Below are 24,179 nucleotides of genomic sequence, written 5' to 3' on the forward strand. Positions count from 1 at the left end.
AGGTCGGAGTTGAGGTCGGAGTTGAGGTCGGAGTTGAGGTCGGAGTTGAGGTCGGAGTTGAGGTCGGAGTTGAGGTCGGAGTTGAGGTCGGAGTTGAGGTCGGAGTTGAGGTCGGAGTTGAGGTCGGCGTCGGAGTAGGCGTCGGGGTGAGTGTCGGAGTCGGAGTCGGAGTAGGCGTCGGAGTAGGCGTCGGGGTGGGCGTCGGCGTGGGGGTGGGTGTAGGCGTGGGGGTGGGTGTAGGAGTCGGAGTAGACGTGGGTGTAGACGTCGGGGTGGGCGTCGGCGTCGGTGTCGGGGCGCAGATGGTCCTGGTGATGACGTTGGTGTCGAGGGTGACGGAGCCGTTGAGGGCCAGGGCCCGCCCCATGATCGTGGTGCCGGTGGTCGCGGTGATCGACGTCAGGGCCAGGATGTTGCCGACGAAGGTGGAGCCGGTGCCCAGCACAGCGGAGCTGCCGACCTGCCAGAACACGTTGCAGGCCTGGGCGCCGTTGATGAGGTTGACGCTGGAGGCCGACGCGGTGGTGAGCGCCGAACCGATCTGGAAGATCCAGACGGCCGACGGGTCACCCTGGGCGTCGAGGGTGAGGGTCCCGGTCAGGCCGGCCGAGCTCGTGGCGTTGTAGACGCCCGCGACGAGAGTCTGCCCGCCGAGGTCGCCGACGATGGGGCCGTCCGGCGCCCGCCCGGCGGCGTCGTTGTAGGCGGTGACCAGGTCGTTCTGGGCCTGGAGCGCGACGTTGTCGGCGGCGTGCTGGGTCCCGTTGATGATGCCGGGCGGAAAGCCGACGATCGCCGCGCCGGGGCTCACGCCCACGTCCCCGGTGATCACGCTGGGGCCGGTGTTGGTGACCGTCTGACCGCCCAGCACGGCGAAGGCGAGCGTCGTGCCCAGACCCACGGGGGCCGGGGCGGCGTCCGCGGAACGCGGGATGGTGAAGAGCACCAGCAAGGGGGCGAGTACGGCGATCGCCACCACCCAGAGGAGTCCCGGTTGGGCTGGCAAGCGCCTGCGAGTGAATACGTCTTTCACGCGAAATATCTCTCTAATCGGCATATGTCGCAAATCGGCATTCCAGTGGCATTTGGGCGTTATAAGTAGCCCGTACCAAAAGAACGCCGCGTGGGATAATGGACAATCGACAGCTTACGTAGCGGCCGAGTCGATTTCCGGGCAGGAATCGATTGGCCGACGAGAAGAACTGCTCATTTCTCCGCCATGTGCGAGGAAACCGTGGGAAATAAATGCGGGCGGCCCCCACGCCTGACGTCATATTCACCGGACCGCGACCTAAACTCGGCCTCCGAAGTCGGCCCGAATGCCAGCGGGAGTTCTCCTTGCACGACAGAACCAGATTCAGCCCGCTGGGAAACGCGATCACCGTCCTGGCCGTGACACTGGCCGTCGGCGCCTGCGGAACGACGGTCCCCACGCCACCGGCTGTCGCACCGCCACCGCCGTCTGCGGTCCTGCCGGAACCGGTCCCGTCCGATCGGATGGCCGAGCTGCCGCTCACCACGACCTACACGACTCTTCCGGCCGCGCCCCGGGACCCGGCGCCGACCGATCCCACCAGTGGGCTGGTGCTGCATCCGACGACGACGCAGGTGGTGTACGCCCACCCGGGCGGCCCACCCGTCGCGAGACTGCCGGTGACCCAGCTCAAGAGCCCCACCTGGGTGCCGGTGATCGCGACGCGACCGGGATGGGAGCAGGTGCTGCTCCCGAGCCGCCCGAACGGATCGGCCGGATGGATCTACGTCGGCGGCGGAGGGGTGCAGAAGGCACGCAGCCCCTATCGAGTGGAGGTCGAGACGGCCACCCGCACCCTCACCGTCCACCACTCCGGCCGGAAACTGGGGTCATGGAAGGTGGCCGTGGGCGCACCCGAGACGCCCACCCCCATCGGCAGGACCTTCGTCCTCGCGGCGGTGTCGCCGACCTACCCGGGCTACGGCTCCCTCGTGCTCCCCCTGGGAACGCATTCGACCACCCTGCACACCTTCGACGACGGACCGGCGACCGTCGCCATGCACGGCTGGCAGGACCAGGAGATCTTCGGGCAGCCGGTCAGCCACGGGTGCATCCGGCTACCCGACGCGGCGCTGCGTGTGATGTCGCGCGTCCCCTTGGGCACTCCCGTCCTCATCTCCTGACCAGCCCACGGGCTGCCGAGAGCGGCCTCTCCTCCACCGCTCGGAGGCGCCGCCGAACGAGTCCCGAGCACGACCATATCCCTTCACGGTCAGGCGACAGACGTGTCCGGTCGTCGGTGGCCCGGCTGGCGGCGCGTGATCTGATGGCGTCGTGCCGGGAGTTCCGGTGAGCGCTCAGTGCGCGGCCGGGTGACTCGGCCATTGGTGGTCCATTGTGGAGAGCGGCTGTTGCCGACTCAGGCATATCGAGACCCACGTCATGTGAAGCGAGGCCCTTCCAAGGTGCGCGAGGGGCGGAGCCCTTCGCCAAGAGTGCAGCGAGGTAGCCGCTTGGCATGGTACGAACTCGCGAACTCGGCAAGAGACGTCGCAAACGCACAAGGTAGGTATTCAGATTGCTCCGAGCGGACGCCGATGGCTCCCCGTGCCACAGCCGCTCGATGAGACGCCCCTTTCTGTCACCTCATAACAGCTCTGGCGGTTTTCCTCAGTGGTGTCACACGGTTCGCGCTGGCAATCACCTTTTATCTCGCCGTGTCTGAGCTGACTCGACCACGGCGTACATCGACTCACGCCGGCCATGACACCTCGCGAAGGCGGTGCATAAGTCGCACTCCCAGGTGCCGAACGTCTTGTGGTGGGGCTGGTGGCCCGGCTCCAGGACGTTGAAGTCGCCGGCGATGGCGATCGGGCGGATCACCGCGAGGTCGTCCGCCATTTTCGGCAGATAGGCCGTCACCGCATTCTGAAGGCGCGCTTGTCGCCGTGGCGGCGATCTTTGTGGTCGCGGGAGGGTACGTACAGCCCAATATTTTCGCGAGCGAAGCGAGCTCCATCCGAGCGCAGCGAGGCCTTTCCAGGGAGCGCGAGGGGCGGAGCCCTTCGCAAGGAGCGCAGCGACCCAGAGCGACAGCGATGTCGGGCCGCGACAGCGGCCAGGGGGAGCGTGAGGGGGCGAAGCCCCCTGACATCGGGGGGTTCGGGGGGTCGTCCCCCCGTAGAAAAAGGAACGGCTTGTGACAGCCGCCCGAAGGGCGTCAACCACAAGCCGTGACGAAAGTGGGGCGCCAGGGATTCGAACCCTGAACCTACGGATTAAAAGTCCGGAGCTCTGCCGTTGAGCTAGCACCCCTCGTCTGCAGGGTACAGCGATCGTCTCACCGGAGCGAAGCAGTTCCCTGTGATCAGCCTACCGGCCGCCTCACCGATATGCCGCCACCCCGGTCAGCGCCTCTCCGAGCACCAGCGTGTGAATCTCCTGCGTCCCCTCGTACGTCAGCACCGACTCCAGGTTGTTCATGTGCCGGATGACCGGATACTCCAGCGTCACCCCGTTGGCCCCGAGAATCGACCGGGCCTCCCGTGCCACGTCGAGCGCCGCCCGCACGTTGGCCAGCTTCCCGAAGGAGACCTGCTGCGGCCGCAACGCCCCGGCGTCCTTAAGGGCCCCGAGATGCAAAGCGGTCAACCCCGCCTGCCCCAAAGCCACCGCCATCCACGCCAGTTTCTCCTGCGTGAGCTGGAACCCCGCGATCGGCTTCCCGAACTGCACCCGCGTCTTCGCGTACTCGAGCGCAGCCTCGAAACACGCCCGACCAGCCCCCACGACCCCCCAGAGGATCCCGAACCGAGCCTCCGACAGACACGACAGCGGCCCCTTGAGCCCCACCACGTCCAAAACGGAAGAAGCAGGCACCCGCACGTCATCGAAGTACAGCGAAGACGTCACCGAGGCCCGGAGCGACAACTTCCGGTGGATCAGCGGAGCCGAGAACCCGGGAGACGACGTCGGCACCACGAACCCACGAATGCCGCCGTCCGTTTGGGCCCACACCACGGCCACGTCGGCCACCGAGCCGTTGGTGATCCACATCTTCGACCCGTTGAGGATCCAGTCCCCGGAGGGGTCCTGCTTGGCGTAGGTCTTCATGTTCGCCGGGTCCGACCCGTGGTCGGGCTCGGTCAGCCCGAAGCACCCGATGGCCGTCCCGGCCGCCAGCGATGGGAGCCATTCCTCTTTCAGAGCGGCCGACCCGTACTTCCAGATGGGGAACATCGCCAGTGACCCCTGGACCGACACGAACGACCGCAGCCCCGAGTCGCCTGCCTCCAGTTCCCGGCACGCCACTCCGTAGGAGACGGCGTCGAGGCCGGCGCAGCCGTAGCCGGTCAGGTGCATGCCCAGCATGCCGAGAGAGCCCAGCACGGGGCCCAGCTCCCGGGCCGGGAAGGTCCCCTCTTCGAACCACGTCGCCACGTCCGGGAGGACGTGTTCCCTGACGAACCCCTGAGCCGTGTCCCTGACCAGTCGCTGGTCCGCGGTCAGCCGGTCGTCGAGGTTGAGAAGGTCCATGATTGCAGCGTATCGGGGCGGCGTCGGGGTAGGGCCAGGGGGAATCCCGATGTGCCATAGACGACAAAAGGGGCACGCTATGGACATGAACGAGATACAGCCCAGTGGACACGTCAAGCAGCTACGCCGGACTCGCAACGGCCGGATCGTCGCCGGGGTCTGCTCCGGGGTCGGTCAGTACATCGGCATCGACCCGAACATCCTGCGGATCGTTCTCGCGGTCGCGTCGTTCTTCGGCGGCCTCGGTGTCGGCATCTACGCCGTCGCCTGGCTCCTGATCCCGAGCGAGGAGAAGAACGCTTCGATCGTCCAGGACCTCATCGAGAAGAACAAGGACAACCCGACCTGGCTCGACGCCAAGGCCAAGGCGCAGGAGGGGTGGGCCAAGGCGACCAAGTCGCACAACGGCCACAAGACGTCGGCCACGCCGGTCGACCCTTACACCACCCACCCGTACGCCCAGACGAAGCAGCCGAACGACTGATCACGAGGTGTGCACCTTGGCGATGATCTCCGTTCGGGATTCCGTCCACGCGATGGCCAGGATGGCCGCGGCGCTCAGCCCGGCCACCCCGGCCAGCGCCACGACCGGTTCCGGGCCGAGGATCTGCGCGAGCGCGCCGCCGATGAGGATGCCCACACCCTGTGAGGCCAGCAGGCCTGACTGGACCAGGCCGAACGCCTGACCCCGTCGTTCGGGGGGCACACACTGGACGAAGGCGGCGTTGGCCGCGAGCTGGTATGCGCCTCCCACGCCGGACAGGACCCACAACACCAGCACGATCTCCAACGGCGGGCGCATGGCGCACACGACCAGCGGAGCGCAGGTCAGCATGGCCATCCAGCCCATCGTCTTGAGACGGGTGCTGGGATTGACGAACCTGCTGAAAAGGAACGCCCCGAGGACCGTGCCGGTCGGCATGGCGGCCATGAGCAGGCCCGTGATCACGGGCACCGGGAGACCGCCGTCGTCGAGTTCGGCCGCGTAGGGGACCGCGATTCCCTCGGGCAGCACGTAGAAGCCGCACAACCACGCGAAGAGCACGAGGGTGCGCAGCCGCCGGTCGCCGAAGACCAGGCGGGCGCCCGCGGCGGTCATCGTCCACATCGACGGCTTTCCGCCGTCGGCCGACACGGTCGCCGATCTGCGGCTCACCCCGGCGACGATGATGAGCGCCGAGGCCAGGAACGTGGCGCAGTCGAGCGCCAGCGCCCTATAGGGGCCCAGGCCCGCGATGACGGCCCCGCCCGCGGCGAATCCGAGCATCTGGACGGCCTGGTTCGTCATGTTCTGCAGGGCGCTGCCGGCGACGTATCGATCGCCTTCGAGGATCTCGGGCAGCAGCGCGGCCCGCGCGGCCGAGAACGGCGCGCTGAGCAGCACCACCAGGAAGACCAGCACGCACAACACCGGGAACGGGGTGCCCGGGATCGCCATGATCGCGACCATGAGGGCGCGCAGGATGTCGCAGACCAGCATGACCCGGCGGCGCGGGTAGCGGTCGGCGAGGCCGGCCAGCAGCGGGCCGCCCAGGATCGGCGGCAGGTAGGTCAGCGCGTAGACGGCCGCCGTGGCGAGCGCCGACTGGGTGCGGTTGAACACCAGGACCGCCAGGGCGACCTGCGCGAGCTGGTCGCCGAGCAGGGACAACCCCTGGCCGAGCCACAGCGCCCGGAATTCCTTGATTGCGATGACTTCGCCGTATGTCGCTTGGCGCTCCGCTGGACGGCGGTGTTTCCCCGGCAGTTTTCCGGGCTTCGTGGCCGCCATTTCTCTCCGCTGGGCTCAGGCCGTAGCTGACACACTGTGTTCAGTATGTCACCTACAGTGCCTATAGCGCTCGCGAATCGCAACCTCGCGACTACCACCCGAGGTCGTGGAGGCGGTCGTCGTCGATGCCGAAGTGGTGGGCGATCTCGTGGACCACCGTGATCTGAACCTCTTCGACGACGTCAGCCTCGGTTTCACAGATTGCCAAGGTCGGATTCCGGTAGATCTCGATGCGGTCGGGAAGCACTCCTGAGTACCACTCGCCCCGCTCCGTGAGTGGAATGCCGGTGTAGAGACCGAGGAGGCCAGTTTCGGGCGGATCGTCCACGACCACGACGACGACGTTGTCCATGACTTTGGCCAGATCGGGCGGGATCAGGTCGAGTGCCTCGGCCACGAGCTCCTCGAACTTGCTCCTCGAGACGTCGATCACACGTCAAATCTACTTCCCCGTGGTTTTCGGGTAGACAGGAAGGAACGTGGATTTGCCGAAGTGGGGGGAATCCGTGGTCCGGTTTCTTCGAGGCCGGTTCATACGGTTTCTGACAGTCGTCGTCGTCGCCCTGGCCGGGGCCTGGCTGGGGCTTTTGTTCGGCGCGTCCGTACAGACGCCCATCGGCCCCGCCGACATCAACATGGCTCTGCGGCCCTCCTTCGACGGCGGCACGGTCGTCGACGTGCGGCCCCTGGGAACGCTCCGGTTCGACACCCACTCGGGGCCGGTGCAGCTCAACCTGAGCATCGAGGCGGTCCATCCCGAGGCCGCCGAGCAGATCCTGCAGAACCCCCGCTGGGCCGACCGGCTGCCCGAGACCATCGAGACCGACCTGATGGGCGGCGTACAGGATCTGCTGGTGAGGGCCGCGGTCGGCGCGGTGCTCGCCGGCTTCCTGGGCGGGCTGATCGTCTTCCGCGACGTCTTCCGCGGCCTGTGGAGCGGCCTGGGCTCGATCCTGCTGGTCGGCGCGATGGCCGTCACGGCCGCGCTGAGCTTCAACCCCCAGGCGATCGCCGAGCCCCGCTACACGGGCCTGCTGACCGGCGTGCCGTCACTGGTGGGCAACGCCCAGTCGATCGTCACCAAGTTCTCCGAATACCGGGGCCAGCTGGCCAAGCTCGTCACGAACATCAGCCGCCTGTACGAAGCGGGCTCGACCCTCCCCATCTACGATCCCGACCCCGACACGATCAGGGTGCTGCACATCTCCGACCTGCACATCTACCCGCCGGGCTGGAACGTGGTCCGCTCCCTGATCGACCAGTTCAAGATCAACCTGGTCATCGACACCGGCGACATCAGCGACCACGGCACCAAGATCGAGAACTCCTTCGTCGAGGAGATCGGCGACCTGGGCATCCCCTACGTGTTCGTGCGGGGCAACCACGACTCCATGGAGACCCAGAAGGCGGTCGCCAAGCAGAAGAACGCGATCGTCCTGGACGACCGGGTCGCCGAGGTCGAGGGCCTGCGCATCTACGGCATCGGAGATCCGCGTTTCACCCCCGACAAGTCGGTCGAGGGCGACGAGAGCCCCGAGTCCCTGGCCGCCCTCGGGCGTGAGAAGGCCGCCGGCGTCGCGCCGCCCGAGTGGCCGCGCTCGTCGTCGACCACGGCGCCGCAGCGCTCTCCGGTCGATCTGGTGGCCGTCCACGACCCGACCATCGGGCGGGCCTTCTACGGGTCGGTCTCGCTGGTCCTGGCCGGGCACGTCCACGCCCGCTCGACCGAGTTGTCCCCGACCGGGACCCGGCTGATGGTCCAGGGGTCGACCGGCGGAGCGGGCCTGCGGGGCCTCGAACACGACGAGCCCACGCCACTCCAGGCCTCGGTTCTCTACTTCAGCAAGGACACCCACAGGCTCCAGGCCTGGGACGACATCACCGTCGGAGGGCTCGGGGAGCAACGTATCGCCGTGGAGCGGCAAATCGAGGCCGCGCCAGGTCGTACAATTTTCCCTGTGCCAGGGAACGCCCCGTCCCCGACGGGAACGATCACTGACACACCGTCGCCGGTCGCTTTGGCACAGAGGGCAAACGTCCCCTATGCTTCAGAGGTCCCCGACGGAGCGCGGTAAGGACAGAGAGAAATCTCTGCGCCCCCATCGTCTAGCGGCCTAGGACACCGCCCTTTCAAGGCGGCGGCACGGGTTCGAATCCCGTTGGGGGCACGGAAGGGCCAGGAAAACGGCAGGTCGAAGACCTCCGAAGAACTGGTAAGCTACAAAAGCCGAAAGCGAAACGCCGGAAGCGAAGTAGCAAAGCAAGGTCCTGTAGAGCAGTTTGGAGTGCTCGCCACCCTGTCAAGGTGGAGGTCGCGGGTTCAAGTCCCGTCAGGACCGCTTGGGTCAGGTAGCTCAGTTGGTACGAGCGACCGCCTGAAAAGCGGTAGGTCGGCGGTTCGACCCCGCCCCTGACCACATCTCTTGAAGTGCAGCAACGCCCAATCCAAGATCTCTGGATTGGGCGTTTGTCGTTGCTGCGTGTCTAACTGCGTGACTAAGAGTTCTTGGGAACGCTCGGGAAGATGCGATCCATGGCCTTGGCGCCGTCCTCCATGACGGGCCGGATCTGGTGCCGGTAGACCAGCTCGGTAACCGCCGTCCCGTGATGGCCTACGAGCCTGGCGATGTTCTCCAGGGGCATCCCGGAGTCGGAGAGCAGGGAGACGAACGTGTGCCGGAGTTCGCGCGGGGTCCACTCGTCTCCGCAGAGTCCCGCCCTGTCGAAGATGATGCTCACGTCCCGCTCGACGTTGTTCACGTCCAAGGGCGTACCGGTGCGCGTACAGAACACCAGGTCGTTGTCGTGCCAGCTCTCGCCCGCCTTCTGGCGTGCCTGGTCCTGACGAACACGGTGGGCGCGGAGGGCCTCCACACAGCGCAATGGCATGGCGAGAGTCCGGCGAGACTTCTTGGTCTTGGTGTCCCCACCGTCGCGCACGGAACGCCAGACCATGATGGAGGGCGGAACGCCGTCCTCGGGTCGGCCTTCCAGATCCACATGAGACCACTGGAGGGCGCGTAGTTCCTCGGTTCGGGCGCCGATCAGGATGGAGAGCACCACATAGGCGTGCAGAGTGGCACTTTCCGCCGCTTCCAGTACGGCAATCGCTTGGGTCAGCGTGAGCGCCTTGGACGGCCGACCGGGGCGGCCTTCCGGTATTTCCGCCAGGGCGACCACATTTCGTTTGACCAGGTCCCTTGCTTGCGCCTTTTTGATCGATCGATTGAGAAGGGAATGCAGGATTTGAAGGGATCGCGTGCTGAGTTTTCCCCTACGGTCCGCGAGCCATTTCTCTACATCTTCGACCTTGAGGTCTCGAAGCTTCCGGGCACCGAGACCAGGGATAACGTGATTGTCCACGTAACCCCGATACATGGTGACGGTCTTTTCGGAACGGCCTCCGAGTCCGTGAGCCATCCAGTATGTGACGGCGTCCTTGACGGTGTAATCCGCCGGCGCGATGGCTAAGCCGTCTTCGTAGTCGCGAAGCACCTCCTTGAGCTTGGTCTTGGCCTCGGTCTTCGTCTTACCACTTCCGCGTTTGACGATGCGCTTCCCGGTGGGGTCGTATCCCAGGCTTGCGGTGGCGATCCAGCGTTCTCGCTTGGCGTCCCAGTGCAGGCCGCCGTCTCCTCTACTGCGTCGTTTGGTCATCAAGCGGCTTCCTTGGCTTCCTTCTCCAGTAGGGCGATGTAGTCGTGAAGGGCGTTGGCGGGAATGAGGCGGGCGCGACCCTGCCGGACCGTGCGCAGTCGTCCGCATCTGATCTGGTCATAAAGGACGGTCCGGCTCATGCTGAGTACGCGCATCGCATGGGAGACGCGGTAGAGCAGTTGGTCCGGGTCGAGTTGGATGCTGGTGTGCGTTTTGGTGGTCATGGTCTGGCTGCCTTCCGGGTGCGGTCGTCAGGTGCCGTGCGTTGCGGGGAGGGCTGAAACATCTCCGCATCTCCGCATCTCCGCAAAAGAGGTTCTGACCTGGGGCGATGCATGCGGAGATAGAGATTTCCCGATTGGCCCATCTCCGCAAACGGCGTCCATCTCCGCAGGAAGTGCGGAGATGCGGAGATGTGCGGAGATGGCAGATCGGCTACTCCGCAGACGTTTATGCTGGTCAACGGCGTTTGCGGAGATGCGGAGATCTCCGCAAACGGCGTCCATCTCCGCAGGAAGTGCGGAGATGCGGAGATGTGCGGAGATGGCAGATCGGCTACTCCGCAGACGTTTATGCTGGTCAACGGCGTTTGCGGAGATGCGGAGATGTTTCAGCGGTTGGAAGGGGCCGGAGCGGTGTGGCACTCGACCCAGAACACGTTCCGATCGCCTCGGTCGTTCTTGGCGGAACGGATCACGTAGTTGCCGCGCCAGCGTCCGATCTGGCCGGTCAGTAGCCGTCCGAGGGCGAGCGCGTTGGGCATGCGGCCGGTGGCGGTGGTGATGAACTGGCCGTCCCATGCGTCGTCCTCACCGAACCCGGTCTGCTTGGGTTCGCCGGACCGGCGCAGGTCGGCGGCGGTCATGGGCTGGCTGCCGTGCCGAGCGTGCCAACAGGACAGGAAGCCCCGCCAGCGGGTTTCGTCTTCGTCGATGTCGCGGATGTCGGCGGCGTTGGCCAGGAACCCGTCAACGCTGTGGTGAGCCAGGAACCCGCCCAGGGCTTGCGCCCACGGGGTGAACTGACGCATCGAGACCGTAGAGGCGCGGGGGGCGCCACGGTTGGTCCAGTCCAGAACCAGGACCAGCAGATGCCACAACACGGTGAGCTGGTTGGCAGGCACGGTGATCCACTGGTCCAGATGCGGGATGCCGAACCGGGTTTGGTCCCGTTGCTCAGGCCGCGGCATGTTCGGGTCCAAGTGGACGCGGACGGTCCGGGATGCCATGTCCCCGCCGACCTGGAGGTTGTTGCCGGTGGCCATCCACAGCCGGTCGTTGACGGTGGCGATGTTCCGGGATGCTCCAAGCTGCCGGTCAGACCACACGCCGGCCGTAACGAGCAACGCCAGGGTGGCCGAGTCGATGACGGTTCCCTCGGCCAGGTTGTCCCACACGACCACCCCGACCTGTTCGGACAGAACCGCGGTGATGCTCTTGCGTAGTTCCTCTTCGGCATACGGCCAGGGCATGACGCGCTGGCCGTAGAGCATGCCGGGGCCGCCGGTCAGGATGCTTTTCCCGGAGGCGGGCATGGTCGCGTCGATCAGCGCGAACGGGGTCAGGCTGCGGGTGTAGTGCCGCAGGATCGGGGTCGCCAACAGCGCCAGGTAGTTGGCGCGGTCAGCCGCGGTGGCCCACGGGAAGTCCCGCAGAAACCGGTTCAGCAGGAAGTCCCGAGCCTGATGTACCTGCTCTGCGGTCGGGTGGTCGGGCACCGGCGGCAGCGCGACCTTGGCGGCCAGGTAGAGACCCGTGTCGGGGTCATAGCCGGGGCGCTGCAACAGGGTGCCGTCGCGGCGCAGGACCGGCGCCCCGATCACGCCGCGCAGCGCGGGCACGTCGGGCCAGGTCTTGCCCGCCAGGACCGAGGAGAGGATCTCCCGCGGCGGGGTGACCTCCTCCTCCATCGTCTCCATGCCACCGGTGCCGTCTTTGCGGGAGCGCAGCCGGTAGACGTAGGCGTGTTCGGCCAGCAGCCCAGCCAAGGTGGCGGGGGTCAGCGGGCTTGCCGCGACCGGCAACGGCGAATCCTCATCCGCCGCGGGGCTGGCCTGCCCGCCGGAGATGGTCTCCATGTGGACCAGCGCGCCGGCGGACACGTAGGTGTCAGGCAGCAGCCGGTCCACCAAAGCGCCCTTGAGAACGCGGATGGTCTCCGGGCCGGACCCGACGCGCAGCCGTGACGAGTCCTTCATGCCGCCACGCTCCGGGGCCGCCTGGCGCCAGCCCTCAGACCAGACGCGATGGTCCGATGCGCTTCCCCGGTTTGCTGGCCGACCTGCTCGGCAGCAGAGGCCAGCCAGGCGGTCACGTCAGCCTCGGGCAGCGCCCCGCCGGCGACCAGTTGCCCGAGGGCGACCGAGGCGAGGTAGAGCGCGTTGTTGTGGCCGTCGGCGGGAGAGTCGGTCACGCGCGCCAACTCGGCGCCGATCGCGGCGCGGAGATAGGCGCCGTACCGGTCGGCGCTGACCAACGGCACGGTGACCGGTCGCTGCGGAGGCAGCGGCGCGGGCGTGAGGCGTTCGGCCAGCCATACCGGTAACGGGGCCGGCGGCGTGCGGTTGATGACCTCGTACGGGCCGGTGCCGTCGGGCAGGTCGACGAAGCTGCCGGGGCCGACGACGTACCCGCCGGTGGCGCGGGTGTCGATTTTCCAGCCCAGCCCGTTGCCGTCCTCGCCACGGGTGTTGCCCAGCGTGAGGCCGTCGGGGGCGGTGAAGTACAGGTGCAGTCCGCCGCGGCGGGTGGTCACGGTGAAGGTGTCGAACGGCAAGGGCTGTCCGGCGCGCTCGCAGATGACGGCCAGCACGTCGGCGCCATCGGTCACGCCCGGCAGGTCCCAGGGGATCGGGGGGCGAAGCCCCTCCTTCTCGGGTTTGTCGAGGTCGACGACCACGAGCCGGGAGGGGCCGCAGGCGATGCCGACGTTGTACGGGGTTCGGGTCCACCACCGGCGGATGACGTCGGGGTCGGTGGTGTTGCGCTCCTTCCACGGCCAGTCTTTGAGCGGGTACTTGCCGCGCGGGGTGAGCGGGAAGACGTGCCAGCCCTTGGCGGCGGCGGCCAGCGCGTAGCGCAGGACGGGGTTCACGGTCGGGGTGCTCCTTCCGGCATGAGGTGCGGAGTGCCGGTAGCGGCGTACGGGGATGCCCGCCTGTTCGGCCAGGTGGGCGGTGTGGCTCGCGCCGGGGCTGTGGTCGCGGATGAAGGCGACGCAGAGATCGGCGCCGGCGGCGACCATGGCGGCGTTGCGGCGCGGTCCGGCGGCTTTGCCATGGGTGTCCCAGTCCGCGGGGTGGCGTTCGACCCGTCCACCCCAGCCGGTCCAGATGCGTTCGGCGATGGCGTCGGCGCCGTGCGGGCATGCCCCACTGACCAGGGTTGCCGTCCCGTCGCCCCAGACGGAGGCCAGGGCGGTGCGGATGGTCGTGGGGCATCTCCACGTGCGCGACCCAGTGATCAGGACCCTCACTCGGGGCGCCCGGGCGTGGCCAGGTCGGGCGGCAGGCAGGGCGGGGTGGGCTGGCCGTCGTAGTTGTTGCGGGTGGTGCCGTCCGGCAGGCGCCATTCGGTCCACCACCGGCGCCCGTACGGGGAAGGGCGCTTCTGCGCCCGGGTGCCGCACCGCCGGCAGGTGGCGTGGTACTTGTCGTGATGGGTCCAACGGTGCCGGGCCGGGGTCGTGGCTTTCCGCGCGTCCTCGCGGTCCTGTTCGCCGGCGGTCTGGTTGGGGTCGCGGCGGGCGGTCGGGGATTTCATGCGGGTGTTTCCTCCGGTTTGGGTGTCTGAGGCGCTGAGAGCGCCTCAGACGGCTTTTGATCTATGTCCGTGTATTTGAGCAAGCGTTTGCTTGTCTCGACCGCTAGAGCCCTCTCAGCCCCGCCCGGTTCCGGTCTTGCGCAGCGCGCCGGGGGCGTGTTCATCGCAGCGGGGGCCGCACGGGTAGGGCCGGGTGGGAAGCGCTCCGCACGGTCTTGAGCCGTAGTTGCAGGGGCCGTGTAGCCCACTGCTCGGGCGGGGTGGCGGTTTCATCGGGTGCCGTCGCGATGCAGCCGGCGGAAGTGGACGTACAGGCGCCAGCCCAGACGGGGCCGTAGGCCGGTGCCGTCGCAGGGGCGGCAGGCGTGGCGCCGGCGGCCGGACGGGCAGCGTCGGCAGGGCTTCCACGGCTTGGCCGCACACATCGCGACGTAACCGAGAGTGATCAGCGGTAGGCAGAGGACTAGCAGGGCAATGACGGTGGCCATCAGGGCCTCCAGGGCCGTTCCGGGGGTTTTCGCAGGCCAGCGTCTAGACGCTAGATCGCTGGCAGGAAGCGGTTTAGAGGTCTAGGTGAGCCTCTAGACCTAGAGGGGGTGGCCTCTAGATCTAGAGGCGATCCACGGGCTAGGAAGCCGCCTCAGTTGCCCGCTTCTTATCACGGTGCGTGACAGCGTTGAGGATGTCGTCGCGGGCGATGCCGATGCGGTTGGCGCCTTTGCCGCCACCTTCGGGGGTGCCCCACACCTGCATGGTCTTGATGCCGTAGGGCTTGAGTGCGGTGGTGAGCTGGCCGGTCTTGGCGCCGCCTTCCAGGTCGGCCCACGGGCCGTAGATTTCGGGCCGCAGTTCGGCGAGCCGGTCGACAACCAGTTCGTTCCACACCTTCGCTTCGGCGGTCGGGACCACGGCCAGGATGTCGGCCAGCAGGTCGAAGGTGGGGGTGACCTGTTCGGGTCGCTGTCCGGCGGCGTGGCCGGTCAGCATCCCGGCGCCGGACCGCAGGGCGTGCGCCCGGTCGGCGATCTTCTGGGTTGCGGCGGTGTCGAGGTAGGCCGTCTTGACCACCTTGGGCATCGAGGTCGCACCGACCAGGTAACCGGTCCCGGCGTCACCGCCATCCTTGGGCGGTCCCGGAACGAACAACGTGGCGCGGATGCCGTTCTTGTAGGCCGAGGTGCCCAGGATCATGTCGTTCTCGATCTGGCCGGCCACCCGAAGGCAGAACCGGATGCTCACGTTGGCGCTGATTCCGGTGGGAAGGCTGTCCTTGTCGGGGCGCTGGGTGGCCAGGATCAGCACCACGCCCAGCGCGCGACCGAGCTTGATGATGAACTCGGCGTCATCCCCGGCCTTGTCGCCGTACTCGGGGTGGGCGAACAGGTTCTGACACTCATCGAAGATGGCCACCAGCGGGTGAAGGCCAAGGGAACGCATGTCGGCGATCTGCCGGGTGACCTTCTTGTCCGGGCACAGGTCCGGCGGCAGGGCCTTGAGCGCGGCGGCGCGGCGCATGACCTCCTTGCGCAGCAACGTGAGGGAGTCGGCGGCGTAGGCGATGGCCTCGTCCTCGATGCCGGACACGTACCGGTGGCAGTTCTGCTCGTGCGGGTCGAGGTCGCCGGTGCCCTTGAGTTCGTGAATCCACAGCTCGACGCTCGGGTCCAGCGCCGCGCCAGAGGCCAGCACCCGGACCGAGGCGGTCTTGCCCTGGCCGGGCTGGGAGCCCATCAGAACGTTGTGCTCGATGACCGGCACGGTCACGGCGCGTCCGCGCGGGTCGGACCCGAACGGGATGCCCTTGAACACGTCGTGCCTTGCGGCCTTGACCAGGGGCGACTTCACGACCGTCTTGGACAGGTCCTTGTCCCCGACCCACAGGATCAGGCGGCCTTCGTGGATCGTGTTGTCGCCCTCGGGCCAGATGCAGCCCAACGGCCGGCGCAGCGCCGATGCCATCCGGTCGCGCTTGTCCATCACGTCGGCCACGGTCACGCCGTAGGGCAGGTCGATGTCGGCCCGCCAGCCGGGGCCGTCGCGGGTGATGGGGGCCACGAACCGGATGGCGTCCTTGGGGTTCTTCGTCATGGCCGAGTTGATGCCGGAGATGCCCAGCACGGTCAGCGACCGGATCACGATGTCGCTGGTCAGCTTCTCGACCGCAGACGGGACGACGGCGCGTTCGATCAGAGGCCGGTCGGCGGGCTTGCCGATGATGCCCAGCACCGCGACGATCGCGGCCAGGGCCGCCCACTGGACCATGGTGGGCTGGTTGGCCACGATGACGGCCAGGATCAGCAGCGTGAGCACGGTCAGACCGGCGACCCAGACGCGCAGCCGGACACGGGCGTCACGCTGCCGGGACAGCTTCAGGTAGGCCTCGGGGTCGGCCTTCTGCACGGTCGCCATCCGGACCGGCTGGCCTTCCAGGTCGAAGGTCCACCGGATGAACCCGCCGACCAGCCGGAAGAAACCGCGGGGTGCCCGGACGGCCATTCGGCCCGCGTAGAGGGGGGTTCGGGTGAGCTGGTAGCCGGACACGTGCAGGTAGTGCCAGCCGACCCACCGCAGCGTGTCGACGGCCTCGGTGCGCGAGCGCAGCCACGTCGGGACGATCGGCTGACGGGTCCGCGCCTTGGCTTCCAGGTCGGTCCGCCAGTCCGGCAGGTCGTGCCCCGGCTGGTCGACGAACACCACCTGGCCTTCCAGGACGGCGGTCGTCCCGTCGCCAGCGGCTACCTCGGCGGTGCCGTCGGTGGTGGCGTTGCTGCGGTCGGGCGTGCCGTTCGGGTGGCGGCCGGCTCGGGCGCTCTCGATCGGAACGACGGCGGCGCCGCCGGTCAGGACGTCCGGGCGGTCCGAACGGGGGTCTGGCGTGGGCGCTTCTACGGGGGTGGGCGGGTCATGCCTCATGATGGGGTCACCTCGTGCTCTTTGGCGGGTGTGGGGTTGCGGGGCACGGCCGGTGTCTTGGCGGATTCGGCCGTGCCCCAGGTGCCGCTCGGGGCGGTCTTACGGGTGGGGTAGGTCAGGCGGGACGGCGTCACGAATGGGCCTCGGTGTCGCGGGTCCGGCGACGGGGCGTGCAGCAGGTGCAGCGGTGGGCGGCCATGTGCGCCTGAATCTCGCCCTCGACGCGGCGCCGGGTGAGGTGGTACCGCAGGCAGGTGAAAAGCACCAGGACGATGCACGGGATGGTCACCACCGCGCCCGTGATGAGCATGCCGGGCAGGATCATGCCTGCCGGAGGGATAAGCATGAGCGGATTCATGGGTTACCTCACTTAGGGTCGGCGAGAAGGTCGCGAAGGGTGCGGGCGTCATCCATGCCGCAGGACAGGACACGCCGGATCTGGTAGGCGCTGGGAGAGGCGGGAAGCCTGCCCTCGGCGGTGAGGGTCTCGGCGCGGGCGAGAAGGTCGGGGATGTTCGCCCCGTACGTAAGCCCGGTAAGGGGACGGTTCCGGCGGTCCGTGGTGAAGTCCAGGGCGGCGAACGCGGCCAGGATGTGCGGCAGCGCGGTCACGACGGCCACGGCCACGATGGGGCCGATCAGGTGCAGCATCAAGCGCGGGAAGGAGAACGTGTCGGCGACGCCGGGCAGGTAGGGGAAGGCGTTCATGCCCACGGTCAGAACCAGGAACAGGTGCTCGATCCGGACCAGGGTCTTGGAGCGGATGGGTTGGCCGAGGGTGGCCATGTAGGCGCGGGCGCCGACGACGACCAGCAGCGTGATGGACATGAACGGCTCGACGAACCAGGCGAACAGCCATCCGGGCGACCAGGCGGGGGCGCCGTCGGCGGCGAAGTGCTGCACGCCAGCGGTGGACCAGGCCAGCGCCAGCGCCAGCCCGACCATCGCGCCGGCGACCAGCAGGCGCCGCATCCGCGCTGCCGACCAAGCGCGCATGGCCGGGTCTTGGGCGAGTGCGTGCAGCCGGGCCGCTTCGTGCGCCGCACGCTGCCGGCGGCGAACCTTGGGGCTGTCGAGCATGAGCGGGGTCTGGTCGGCCTGGAGTTCGGCCAGTAGCCGGGCTTCGGCGACCTGTTCCCGCAGCCGCTCTACCCGGCGGGTCATCCCCTGATCGGCCTCGCCGGCGGGGTCGGGGTCCGGCGCGGTCGGCGACGTGTGCGCCTTGTCGTCGGAGGGGGTGACCGTCCGGGGCAGGTGGGCGATGGTGGCCAGTTCGGCGCGGGGAACACGCTCGGAGATGCCGACGTAGTCGGGCAGGTCGGGGCCGTCGTCGGCGGGGTCGGAGAACGGGATGGTCAGCGGGGTCGTCACGGATGGCTCCTTTGCAGGTCTGGGGGTGGCGGCGGCGGTCAGGCGGCCAGTGGTTCGACGGTCTCGGGGCCGTAGGCGCAGTTCAGGCAGGTACCGAGGTGGCGCGGCAGGACGTAGCCGGCGTCCTTGCGGCAGTCGGGGCAGGTTCGGCGGGCGGCGTTGGCCTTGGCGAGCGCGGCCAACTGGCGCGGGGTGGCGGTGCGCTTGGGGAGCGCGAACCGGACGTCGTACAGGAAGGCGACGCGGACGCCGGGGGCGCCGTGTCGGTGGGAACGCCACATGACCTGTGCCTGCACGTCCTGGCCGCCGGGGCGTAGCCCGCGGGCGGCCAGCTGGCGCAGGGTCAGCAGGTGGGGCGGGGCGATCCGCCAGGGGTAGGTGGGGATGCCGTACCGGTTGCCGGTCGGGTCGAAGAACGTGGCGCGGATGCGGCTCATGCGCGGGTACCGCCCTTCCGCAGTCGGGGCAGGTCGGCGTACACGCACATCTGGACGGCCAGGACCGCGATGATGACCAGCTCGACCAGCGATGCGGCGATCAGCAGCGGGGAGGGCTGCCCGGCGATCCAGACCACGATCAGGCCGGTCAGGGAGGGCAGGCAGAACGCCAGCAGATTGACCGTGAGCTGTAACCACTTGCGGGAACGGCGCCGGGTGTCGCGCTGGTGGTCGTTCTCCCAGCCGAACAGGGCGCTGCCGTCGAGGTCGGCGGCGGCGGTCAGGCGCGGGGTGAGGTCCTCGCGGATGTACCGGCCGATCATCGTGACCATGTGGTCGGCGCACAGGTGCGTCCAGCCGAGCACGACGCCCGTGATCGGGAGCACCAGCAGCAGGTACAGGCGGCCGGCGGAGGCGGTCACGGCGGCGATGGCGGCGATCGAGGTCAGTTGGGCGTACAGCAGGTTGTCGCGGAAGCCGATGCGCGAGATCTGCTCAGACTTGAGCCGGTCGTACTCGGCCGCATGCAGCGTGACCGCGCGTTCGGCGCGGGTATCGGCGGCGTTGTCGGTGATGCTCACTTGCTCACGCTCCGAGGGGTGTCAGCCGCAGTTGCGGCAGGTGGTCGACGAACGGGGGTTGACGGCGCCGCAGATACACACCCAGGTCGAGGCGGTACCGGGCGGCAGCCACAGGCCACGCAGGCGCCAGCGGCGGGGCTTCACGACGCGACCGCCGGACGGGACAAGGCGGCCAGTTCCTGAGCGGTTAAGCCCGCCCAGATCCCGACCTCGGGCCGGAGAATCAGGGCGGTGGCCAGACAGCGCAATCGGACGGGGCATTCGGCGCACACGCTCTTGGCGACGTCCTCGCGCGCCTCGCGCTCCTGCGGAGACTCTCCGACGTCGGGGTCGGGACCGGTGTGCAGCTCGGGGTCAGCGCACGCGGCGCTATCGGCGACCTCCGTCGGCAGCTCGTCGGTGAGCTCATCCAGCAGTCGGAGCGCCGGGTGCGATCGGATCACGGGGAGCGGGGCGCCCGTGGTGGGGCGGGTCATGACGGTGAAACTCCTTGGATGGGTTCGGGCAGGAAGGGCACGAGTCGCGCTCATGCGGGCCGCCTTTTTGCGGGAGGCGGTGGCCCATTTCGTCGCTATTGAGTTCTCAAAAGATCAGGTGCAACAGCCCGTCGGGCGCGCGGCTTGCGCCGCCTTCCCAGGTCTTCCGACTGTGCAATCTCCCCTAGCCGTCTACTCGTCTAGAGGAGTTGCTCTATATGTATCTCAGACTCGTCTAGAGGAGTCAAGCCCTACCGGGCAGGGAGTTGATACGACAGGACGTAGGCGTCGCTCGACATCACGGTGTCGCACACCTCGACAGCCTGACCATCGTCCGCGTAGGCCGTACGGATGAGGTGGAAGACCGGAATGCCGGGTGCAAGCTTGAGTGCCTTGACCTCGTCCCGGAGTGGCATCCGGGAACGGATCTCCTCGTCAAAATGATCGAGTCGATACCCCAACTCTTCAAGGCGCGCATAGATGCCGCCGGGGCCGCTGTTGGGATGGGTGATCTGGGTGCCTTGCGCGATGTGGGCAGGAATGTAGGAAACCGCAGTCTCGACGGGGTGATCATTGATCAGGTAGCGCCGGGATCTCACAATCACGCTTTGCCCTGCCGGCAAACCGAGCCGCTTCGCCACCTCGGCGGATGCTTCCTGTTCGCTGATTTGGATGGAGTCAACGGAAGGTCTGCCGCCGGACTCTTCTGTCTCGGCGATGAAGGCAGCCTTACCCTGTTCGCGATGACGCCGGGCGAACCTGTCGGACGCCAAGCGTCGAACCTGGGGACGCGAACGGACGAAGACTCCCTTGCCGTGTTCGGCGACTGTCAAGCCTTCGCTCTGTAGGAGTTGTAGCGCGTTGCGGATGGTCATACGGGCAACGCCGTAATGCGTCATGAGCTGGCTCTCGGAGGGCACCTTGGATCCTGGAGGGAGTGCAGGGCCGTTCATGGCTTCCCGGAGATGGTCGGCGATCTGCTTGAAGACCGGCCGGTCAGATACCGGGTCGAGACCAGGAAGTCCAATGTCGGTCATGCCCTACTCCTCCACTCGTACATACGTGTACTACGGTGAGTCTAGCTGTACCGATGAATCGCCGGAGGGCGACCATGAACCAGGACAATCGTCACTCAGTGAGTGTTGCCGGTGTCGTCATCGATGCTGACGGACGCGCTCTCTTGATCCAGCGGCGTGATAATGGCCATTGGGAAGCGCCGGGTGGGGTGCTGGAGCGCGACGAAGACATTACAACCGGTCTACGCAGGGAAGTACGTGAAGAGACGGGGCTGGAAATCGAGGCGGAAGCATTGACGGGTGTCTACAAGCACATGACTCGGGGAATCGTCGCCCTTGTCTTTCGCTGTCGTGCAGTGTCTGGAACCTTGACCGCTAATGACGAGTCCCGAGCGTTCCGTTGGGTGACCGCTGATGAGGTCACTTCGGTAGCTTCCGAGGCATTCGCGATCCGTGTACTTGATGCAATGAAGAGTGCGGGTCGGCCTGCCATTCGCCAACACGACGGCGTCCACCTGATCGGGTCATCCGCCTAACGATTACTGACGGACGTTGGCATACTTCCACGGACGACCATGGATGTTCGGTCACTTGACAGTACTCGACCCCTAAGCGGAACGTGCGGAAGCATGACGGTGCTTGTTGGCTTCGCCTCAAACGATCGGCTCTCGCCCATCGACTTGAATGTCTAAACTCACGGATCGCGCAGTACTGTAGACGCGAACTCTTCGGTACGCTGCCTGATGATTTCGGGAGTCCATGTACTGTATCCCAGCACTTGCATACTCCGGGGAAAATCGCTGACCTTGTCTGCCAGATATGTTTTCTTCTTGTCCTCAAATTCCTTATTGCTGGCCTTAGAGTTTTTGCTCTTTGAGAGCAGGACCAAATTGCCGACGGAGTCTACGAGTTCGGCTTGTTCTTGTGCTGTGAAGAGGGATTCCCATTCACTGCCCGCCTTGGGGTGCTGAGGAAGAATGTGCTCTATTGACCTAGCCGTAAAATGCCTCTTGTGGTCTAGTTCGCTTGCCACTATCTCGGCACGAACCAAGAGATACTTGGCGTGGCTTGTGTTGTAGAAGTTAGATTGTCGGCACGCTTTCAAGATGTTTGCAGTATCGACCTTTATGGCCTCGATGACTGCAGAAGCGTCTTTAGCCTGATCGATTGTCTTTAGGATGGACGTGTATACGCCGTAGCGCTCATCCTTTCGCGTTCCCAGAACCCAGTGATCCAAGTAGGTCTTTTCTAATTCGAGAACAAAGGCGTATAGATTGTCTTTCTGGAACTTCTTTGCAAATAAAAGTGCGCAGGCTTTCCATTCGGATGCAGGGAAGTAGGTGACCATAGCCTCCATGAGAGAGTGATATTGAACGTGAGGGTTGGATCCTTCGTCGAGGATGTCTCGATCAATAAACAATCCGTCGTAGAGGTCGACATACCCATCCAGCACGTCCATGAACTGTATTCCGCGCTGCAGGGAGCCATCCTTGCCGAAGATCTTTTCGGTAAATTCCTTATGTAGATCGTATTGGGTTTTCTCCTTGACATAAATTAGGCGGAGAAGATGAAAGATGTGCTCGAATTCAACCTCTCCTAACCGCTGCTCCATTGCTTCCCATTGATGGGCGTAATGTGTCCTTGAGTCGGCCGAAGGGATGGCTCTTGGGTCGAGATTGTATGCCTTAAGGACATCGATGCGACGGAGTTGTTTTCCTCGATCATTCACAACAGTAAAAAGACGAAATGCGTCCTCGAAAGAGTCGGTAGCCAGATATATAACCATACACTTTTGAGTTATGAATATTGCAAAATCGGCCAGCTTTTGGGGGGACATTTTGCGGAGCTTCGCCGAAAAAATAAGGCGGGCGGACTCGTACCGCTTCCCTATCGTATCTTTCTCGTCGAGATTGGGTAGTGATTGATTCGTTCCACCCTTGGTGCTAATCATGGCATTAAATACGGATTGGTCTTTAACCTGCAATCTGTTTCTCGAAGGGACTGCGTCGAGCTTCTTTGCGGTCTGAAAGATCTTATCGTGCAGCTCTGCCGCAATGTCACTTTCTTCGCTAGGAAGGGCGTCTCGCATGCATGCAAAAAGGATGCAGAGAGCGGTTAGGCGCTGTTGTCCGTCAACGACATCGTATTGTGATTCCCCGCTCTTGTGAAGAACTAAAGTTCCTAGAAAGTAAGGTTCATCCCAACCCGCAGATTCCAGATCATCAATCAAGTTGTTGAAGTTCTCGTCATCCCACAAGAATGGCCTTTGGTATTCGGGAATTCGAAAAAAGAAATCCTGAGAGAATAATTTCGTCAAGGCAACCGTGGCGCTGTCGAGCTTCGCCATGTCCCTACACCCCACTTTCATCGATCCGTCATCGTATAGTAACGGTGAGGTAGAAGGCTATGTCCCGCTTTTGAAGGCGCAGGTGACACCCGGGAGTGGGGTTGCCGATGCGGACGTGTCACCCTCGATTACGCGAGTACGGGCGCCGAGTGTAGAGCGCCACTACACAAGTTGGGGTAAGCGGCTCCCTGCCCTGCGGCTTGCAGATCTTCCGCCGTATGGCTAGGCGAATATGCGGTGACGCGGTCACAGGGATAAGCGTTTTCGCTGTTCAGGGCCTCGGAGGTAGCAGAATACAAATCTGCTGCCGTGACCTGAGGCGTGCCTCGCCTCGGGACTGTCGTAGTAGTCAAGGCTGTCGGTCCTCGTGGCATGATGCACGTCATGCCACGATCTTTCGGACATATCGCCGGCCAGCCTGTCGGTTCGACATACGGCAGCAGAAAAGAGGTCCGCGATGCCGGGGTGCACCTTCCTCTCATAGCGGGCATCTCGGGTACCGCTGCCGAGGGGACCGACTCCATCGTGGTCTCGGGCGGATATCCCGACGATGAGGACTATGGCGACGTCATCGTCTACACCGGGCACGGCGGGCGCGACGCGAACACGGGCAAGCAGATCAGAGACCAGGAGATCAGCGCGCCCGGCAACGCCGGGCTGCTTCGCAGCCACCTTGACGGATTGCCGGTCCGTGTGGTGCGAGGAGCTCACAAGGACTCACCCCACGCACCGAACGTTGGCTACCGGTACGACGGGCTCTACCAAGTCGATTCCTACGCGGCCAAAGTAGGCATCGAGGGGTACCGCATCTGGCGATTCACGCTCACCAAACTGAAAGATGAGCAGATCTCCACGCCGCCGGCCGTAGCACCACAGGCAGTTGTCCACCCACGGGTGGCAAACCCGGCTCCTGTTCTCACGACCACAGTGCAGCGACTGGTTCGCAACAGCTCTGTCGTCCAGCACGTGAAGGCATGGCACGAGCATCAATGCCAAGTCTGCGGACTGGCGATCCAGGTAGCAACGGGCTTCTACAGCGAAGGCGCCCACATCCGCGGCTTGGGCCAACCCCACCACGGCCCGGACGTCGAAGAGAACGTGCTGTGCCTATGCCCCAATGATCACGTGCGGTTTGACAATGGTGCTATCTATCTGACCGATGATCTCAAAGTCATCGATGCCCTGACCGGCGTCACGATCGCTGCACTTCGCGTTCACCCACTACATCAGATCAATGTGACTTACGTCGCTTACCACCGTGCGCAGTGGACAGTAGGAACGCCGCGGAATGAGCCCTGAGGTTGCCCCTGGGCGGTCCTCCGGATGGGGGCGGCAAGGG

At 65.8% G+C, this 24,179-nt stretch carries 23 protein-coding genes and 4 tRNA genes; 8 read left to right on the forward strand and 19 right to left on the reverse strand.

Annotated elements, in window-relative coordinates; translation table 11 throughout:
* The coding region (locus GT755_RS19645) for an ice-binding family protein (protein ID WP_202610213.1) at positions 1-976 on the reverse strand (976 nt) is incomplete at its 3' end.
* Positions 977-1,338: 362 nt separating this feature from the next.
* Here GT755_RS19645 and GT755_RS19650 point away from each other — a divergent pair.
* The gene (locus GT755_RS19650) at positions 1,339-2,157 is read left to right on the forward strand and encodes a L,D-transpeptidase (protein ID WP_235966861.1); all 819 of its coding nucleotides are present in this window, start codon (positions 1,339-1,341) and stop codon (positions 2,155-2,157) included.
* A gap of 517 nt (positions 2,158-2,674) precedes the next feature.
* On the opposite strand, the gene GT755_RS19655 is transcribed toward GT755_RS19650, so the two are convergent.
* The 3 genes from GT755_RS19655 to GT755_RS19665 all read right to left on the reverse strand — a co-directional run bounded on the left by GT755_RS19655 (position 2,675) and on the right by GT755_RS19665 (position 4,510).
* Positions 2,675-2,875 (reverse strand): hypothetical protein, encoded by a 201-nt coding sequence (locus tag GT755_RS19655; protein ID WP_161481110.1) that lies wholly within the window; start codon positions 2,873-2,875, stop codon positions 2,675-2,677.
* Between the two features lie 342 nt (positions 2,876-3,217).
* Positions 3,218-3,289, reverse strand: a tRNA-Lys gene (locus GT755_RS19660).
* Positions 3,290-3,358: 69 nt separating this feature from the next.
* Positions 3,359-4,510, reverse strand: coding sequence for an acyl-CoA dehydrogenase family protein (locus GT755_RS19665; RefSeq protein ID WP_161481111.1), 1,152 nt, complete (start codon positions 4,508-4,510; stop codon positions 3,359-3,361).
* Positions 4,511-4,595: 85 nt separating this feature from the next.
* Here GT755_RS19665 and GT755_RS19670 point away from each other — a divergent pair, with 85 nt between their 5' ends.
* A complete protein-coding gene (locus tag GT755_RS19670; RefSeq protein ID WP_161481112.1) occupies positions 4,596-4,994 on the forward strand; it encodes a PspC domain-containing protein in 399 nt (132 codons plus the stop codon).
* On the opposite strand, the gene GT755_RS19675 is transcribed toward GT755_RS19670, so the two are convergent.
* Together GT755_RS19675 and GT755_RS19680 are read right to left on the reverse strand one after the other, a co-directional pair.
* On the reverse strand, positions 4,995-6,281 hold the full coding sequence (locus GT755_RS19675; protein ID WP_161481113.1) for an MFS transporter: 1,287 nt from the start codon (positions 6,279-6,281) through the stop codon (positions 4,995-4,997).
* A gap of 91 nt (positions 6,282-6,372) precedes the next feature.
* The gene (locus tag GT755_RS19680) at positions 6,373-6,714 is read right to left on the reverse strand and encodes a metallopeptidase family protein (protein ID WP_161481114.1); all 342 of its coding nucleotides are present in this window, start codon (positions 6,712-6,714) and stop codon (positions 6,373-6,375) included.
* Positions 6,715-6,787: 73 nt separating this feature from the next.
* Here GT755_RS19680 and GT755_RS19685 point away from each other — a divergent pair, with 73 nt between their 5' ends.
* The 4 genes from GT755_RS19685 to GT755_RS19700 all read left to right on the forward strand — a co-directional run bounded on the left by GT755_RS19685 (position 6,788) and on the right by GT755_RS19700 (position 8,698).
* Complete coding sequence (locus tag GT755_RS19685) at positions 6,788-8,356, forward strand: metallophosphoesterase family protein (RefSeq protein WP_328794420.1); 1,569 nt, start codon at positions 6,788-6,790, stop codon at positions 8,354-8,356.
* 20 nt (positions 8,357-8,376) lie between these two features.
* A tRNA-Glu gene (locus tag GT755_RS19690) sits at positions 8,377-8,449 on the forward strand.
* Positions 8,450-8,545: 96 nt separating this feature from the next.
* Positions 8,546-8,620, forward strand: a tRNA-Asp gene (locus GT755_RS19695).
* Between the two features lie 4 nt (positions 8,621-8,624).
* Positions 8,625-8,698, forward strand: a tRNA-Phe gene (locus tag GT755_RS19700).
* Positions 8,699-8,777: 79 nt separating this feature from the next.
* Here GT755_RS19700 and GT755_RS19705 read toward each other — a convergent pair.
* From GT755_RS19705 to GT755_RS19760, 12 genes are all read right to left on the reverse strand, one after another.
* Positions 8,778-9,938, reverse strand: coding sequence for a tyrosine-type recombinase/integrase (locus tag GT755_RS19705; protein WP_161481116.1), 1,161 nt, complete (start codon positions 9,936-9,938; stop codon positions 8,778-8,780).
* Positions 9,938-10,162, reverse strand: a complete 225-nt coding sequence (locus GT755_RS19710; RefSeq protein ID WP_161481117.1) for a helix-turn-helix domain-containing protein — start codon at positions 10,160-10,162, stop codon at positions 9,938-9,940. Before GT755_RS19710 ends, GT755_RS19705 begins: the two co-directional genes overlap by 1 nt.
* Before the next feature lie 386 nt (positions 10,163-10,548).
* Entirely contained in the window at positions 10,549-12,135 is a 1,587-nt protein-coding gene (locus GT755_RS19715) for a hypothetical protein (RefSeq protein WP_161481118.1), read from the reverse strand.
* Positions 12,132-13,412 (reverse strand): bifunctional DNA primase/polymerase, encoded by a 1,281-nt coding sequence (locus GT755_RS19720; RefSeq protein ID WP_161481119.1) that lies wholly within the window; start codon positions 13,410-13,412, stop codon positions 12,132-12,134. Before GT755_RS19720 ends, GT755_RS19715 begins: the two co-directional genes overlap by 4 nt.
* Positions 13,409-13,699 carry a hypothetical protein gene (locus tag GT755_RS19725; RefSeq protein WP_161481120.1) on the reverse strand — a complete coding sequence of 97 codons (291 nt, stop codon included), beginning with the start codon at positions 13,697-13,699 and terminating at the stop codon, positions 13,409-13,411. Before GT755_RS19725 ends, GT755_RS19720 begins: the two co-directional genes overlap by 4 nt.
* A 627-nt stretch (positions 13,700-14,326) precedes the next feature.
* Positions 14,327-16,612, reverse strand: coding sequence for a cell division protein FtsK (locus GT755_RS19730; RefSeq protein WP_161481121.1), 2,286 nt, complete (start codon positions 16,610-16,612; stop codon positions 14,327-14,329).
* Between the two features lie 130 nt (positions 16,613-16,742).
* On the reverse strand, positions 16,743-16,958 hold the full coding sequence (locus GT755_RS19735; protein ID WP_161481122.1) for a hypothetical protein: 216 nt from the start codon (positions 16,956-16,958) through the stop codon (positions 16,743-16,745).
* A 20-nt stretch (positions 16,959-16,978) separates the two neighbouring features.
* Positions 16,979-17,983, reverse strand: a complete 1,005-nt coding sequence (locus tag GT755_RS19740) for a hypothetical protein (RefSeq protein ID WP_161481123.1) — start codon at positions 17,981-17,983, stop codon at positions 16,979-16,981.
* Between the two features lie 38 nt (positions 17,984-18,021).
* Positions 18,022-18,420 carry an RRQRL motif-containing zinc-binding protein gene (locus tag GT755_RS19745; protein ID WP_161481124.1) on the reverse strand — a complete coding sequence of 133 codons (399 nt, stop codon included), beginning with the start codon at positions 18,418-18,420 and terminating at the stop codon, positions 18,022-18,024.
* On the reverse strand, positions 18,417-19,001 hold the full coding sequence (locus GT755_RS19750; protein ID WP_202610214.1) for a hypothetical protein: 585 nt from the start codon (positions 18,999-19,001) through the stop codon (positions 18,417-18,419). The genes GT755_RS19745 and GT755_RS19750 overlap by 4 nt, the downstream gene beginning before the upstream one ends.
* A gap of 140 nt (positions 19,002-19,141) precedes the next feature.
* Positions 19,142-19,477, reverse strand: a complete 336-nt coding sequence (locus tag GT755_RS19755; RefSeq protein ID WP_161481125.1) for a WhiB family transcriptional regulator — start codon at positions 19,475-19,477, stop codon at positions 19,142-19,144.
* 251 nt (positions 19,478-19,728) lie between these two features.
* The gene (locus GT755_RS19760; RefSeq protein WP_161481126.1) at positions 19,729-20,514 is read right to left on the reverse strand and encodes a GntR family transcriptional regulator; all 786 of its coding nucleotides are present in this window, start codon (positions 20,512-20,514) and stop codon (positions 19,729-19,731) included.
* 74 nt (positions 20,515-20,588) lie between these two features.
* Here GT755_RS19760 and GT755_RS19765 point away from each other — a divergent pair, with 74 nt between their 5' ends.
* Positions 20,589-21,029 (forward strand): NUDIX hydrolase, encoded by a 441-nt coding sequence (locus GT755_RS19765; RefSeq protein ID WP_161481127.1) that lies wholly within the window; start codon positions 20,589-20,591, stop codon positions 21,027-21,029.
* Positions 21,030-21,187: 158 nt separating this feature from the next.
* Here the strand turns inward: GT755_RS19765 and GT755_RS19770 are convergent, their stop codons facing one another.
* Positions 21,188-22,840: a DUF262 domain-containing protein gene (locus GT755_RS19770; RefSeq protein ID WP_161481128.1), complete on the reverse strand. Its 1,653-nt coding sequence runs from the start codon at positions 22,838-22,840 to the stop codon at positions 21,188-21,190.
* A gap of 384 nt (positions 22,841-23,224) precedes the next feature.
* On the opposite strand from GT755_RS19770, the gene GT755_RS19775 reads away from it, so the two are divergent.
* Complete coding sequence (locus GT755_RS19775; protein WP_161481129.1) at positions 23,225-24,139, forward strand: YDG/SRA domain-containing protein; 915 nt, start codon at positions 23,225-23,227, stop codon at positions 24,137-24,139.
* Positions 24,140-24,179 lie beyond the last annotated feature (40 nt).

It is taken from the genome of Herbidospora solisilvae, from assembly GCF_009901565.1.
Classification (GTDB): domain Bacteria; phylum Actinomycetota; class Actinomycetes; order Streptosporangiales; family Streptosporangiaceae; genus Herbidospora; species Herbidospora solisilvae.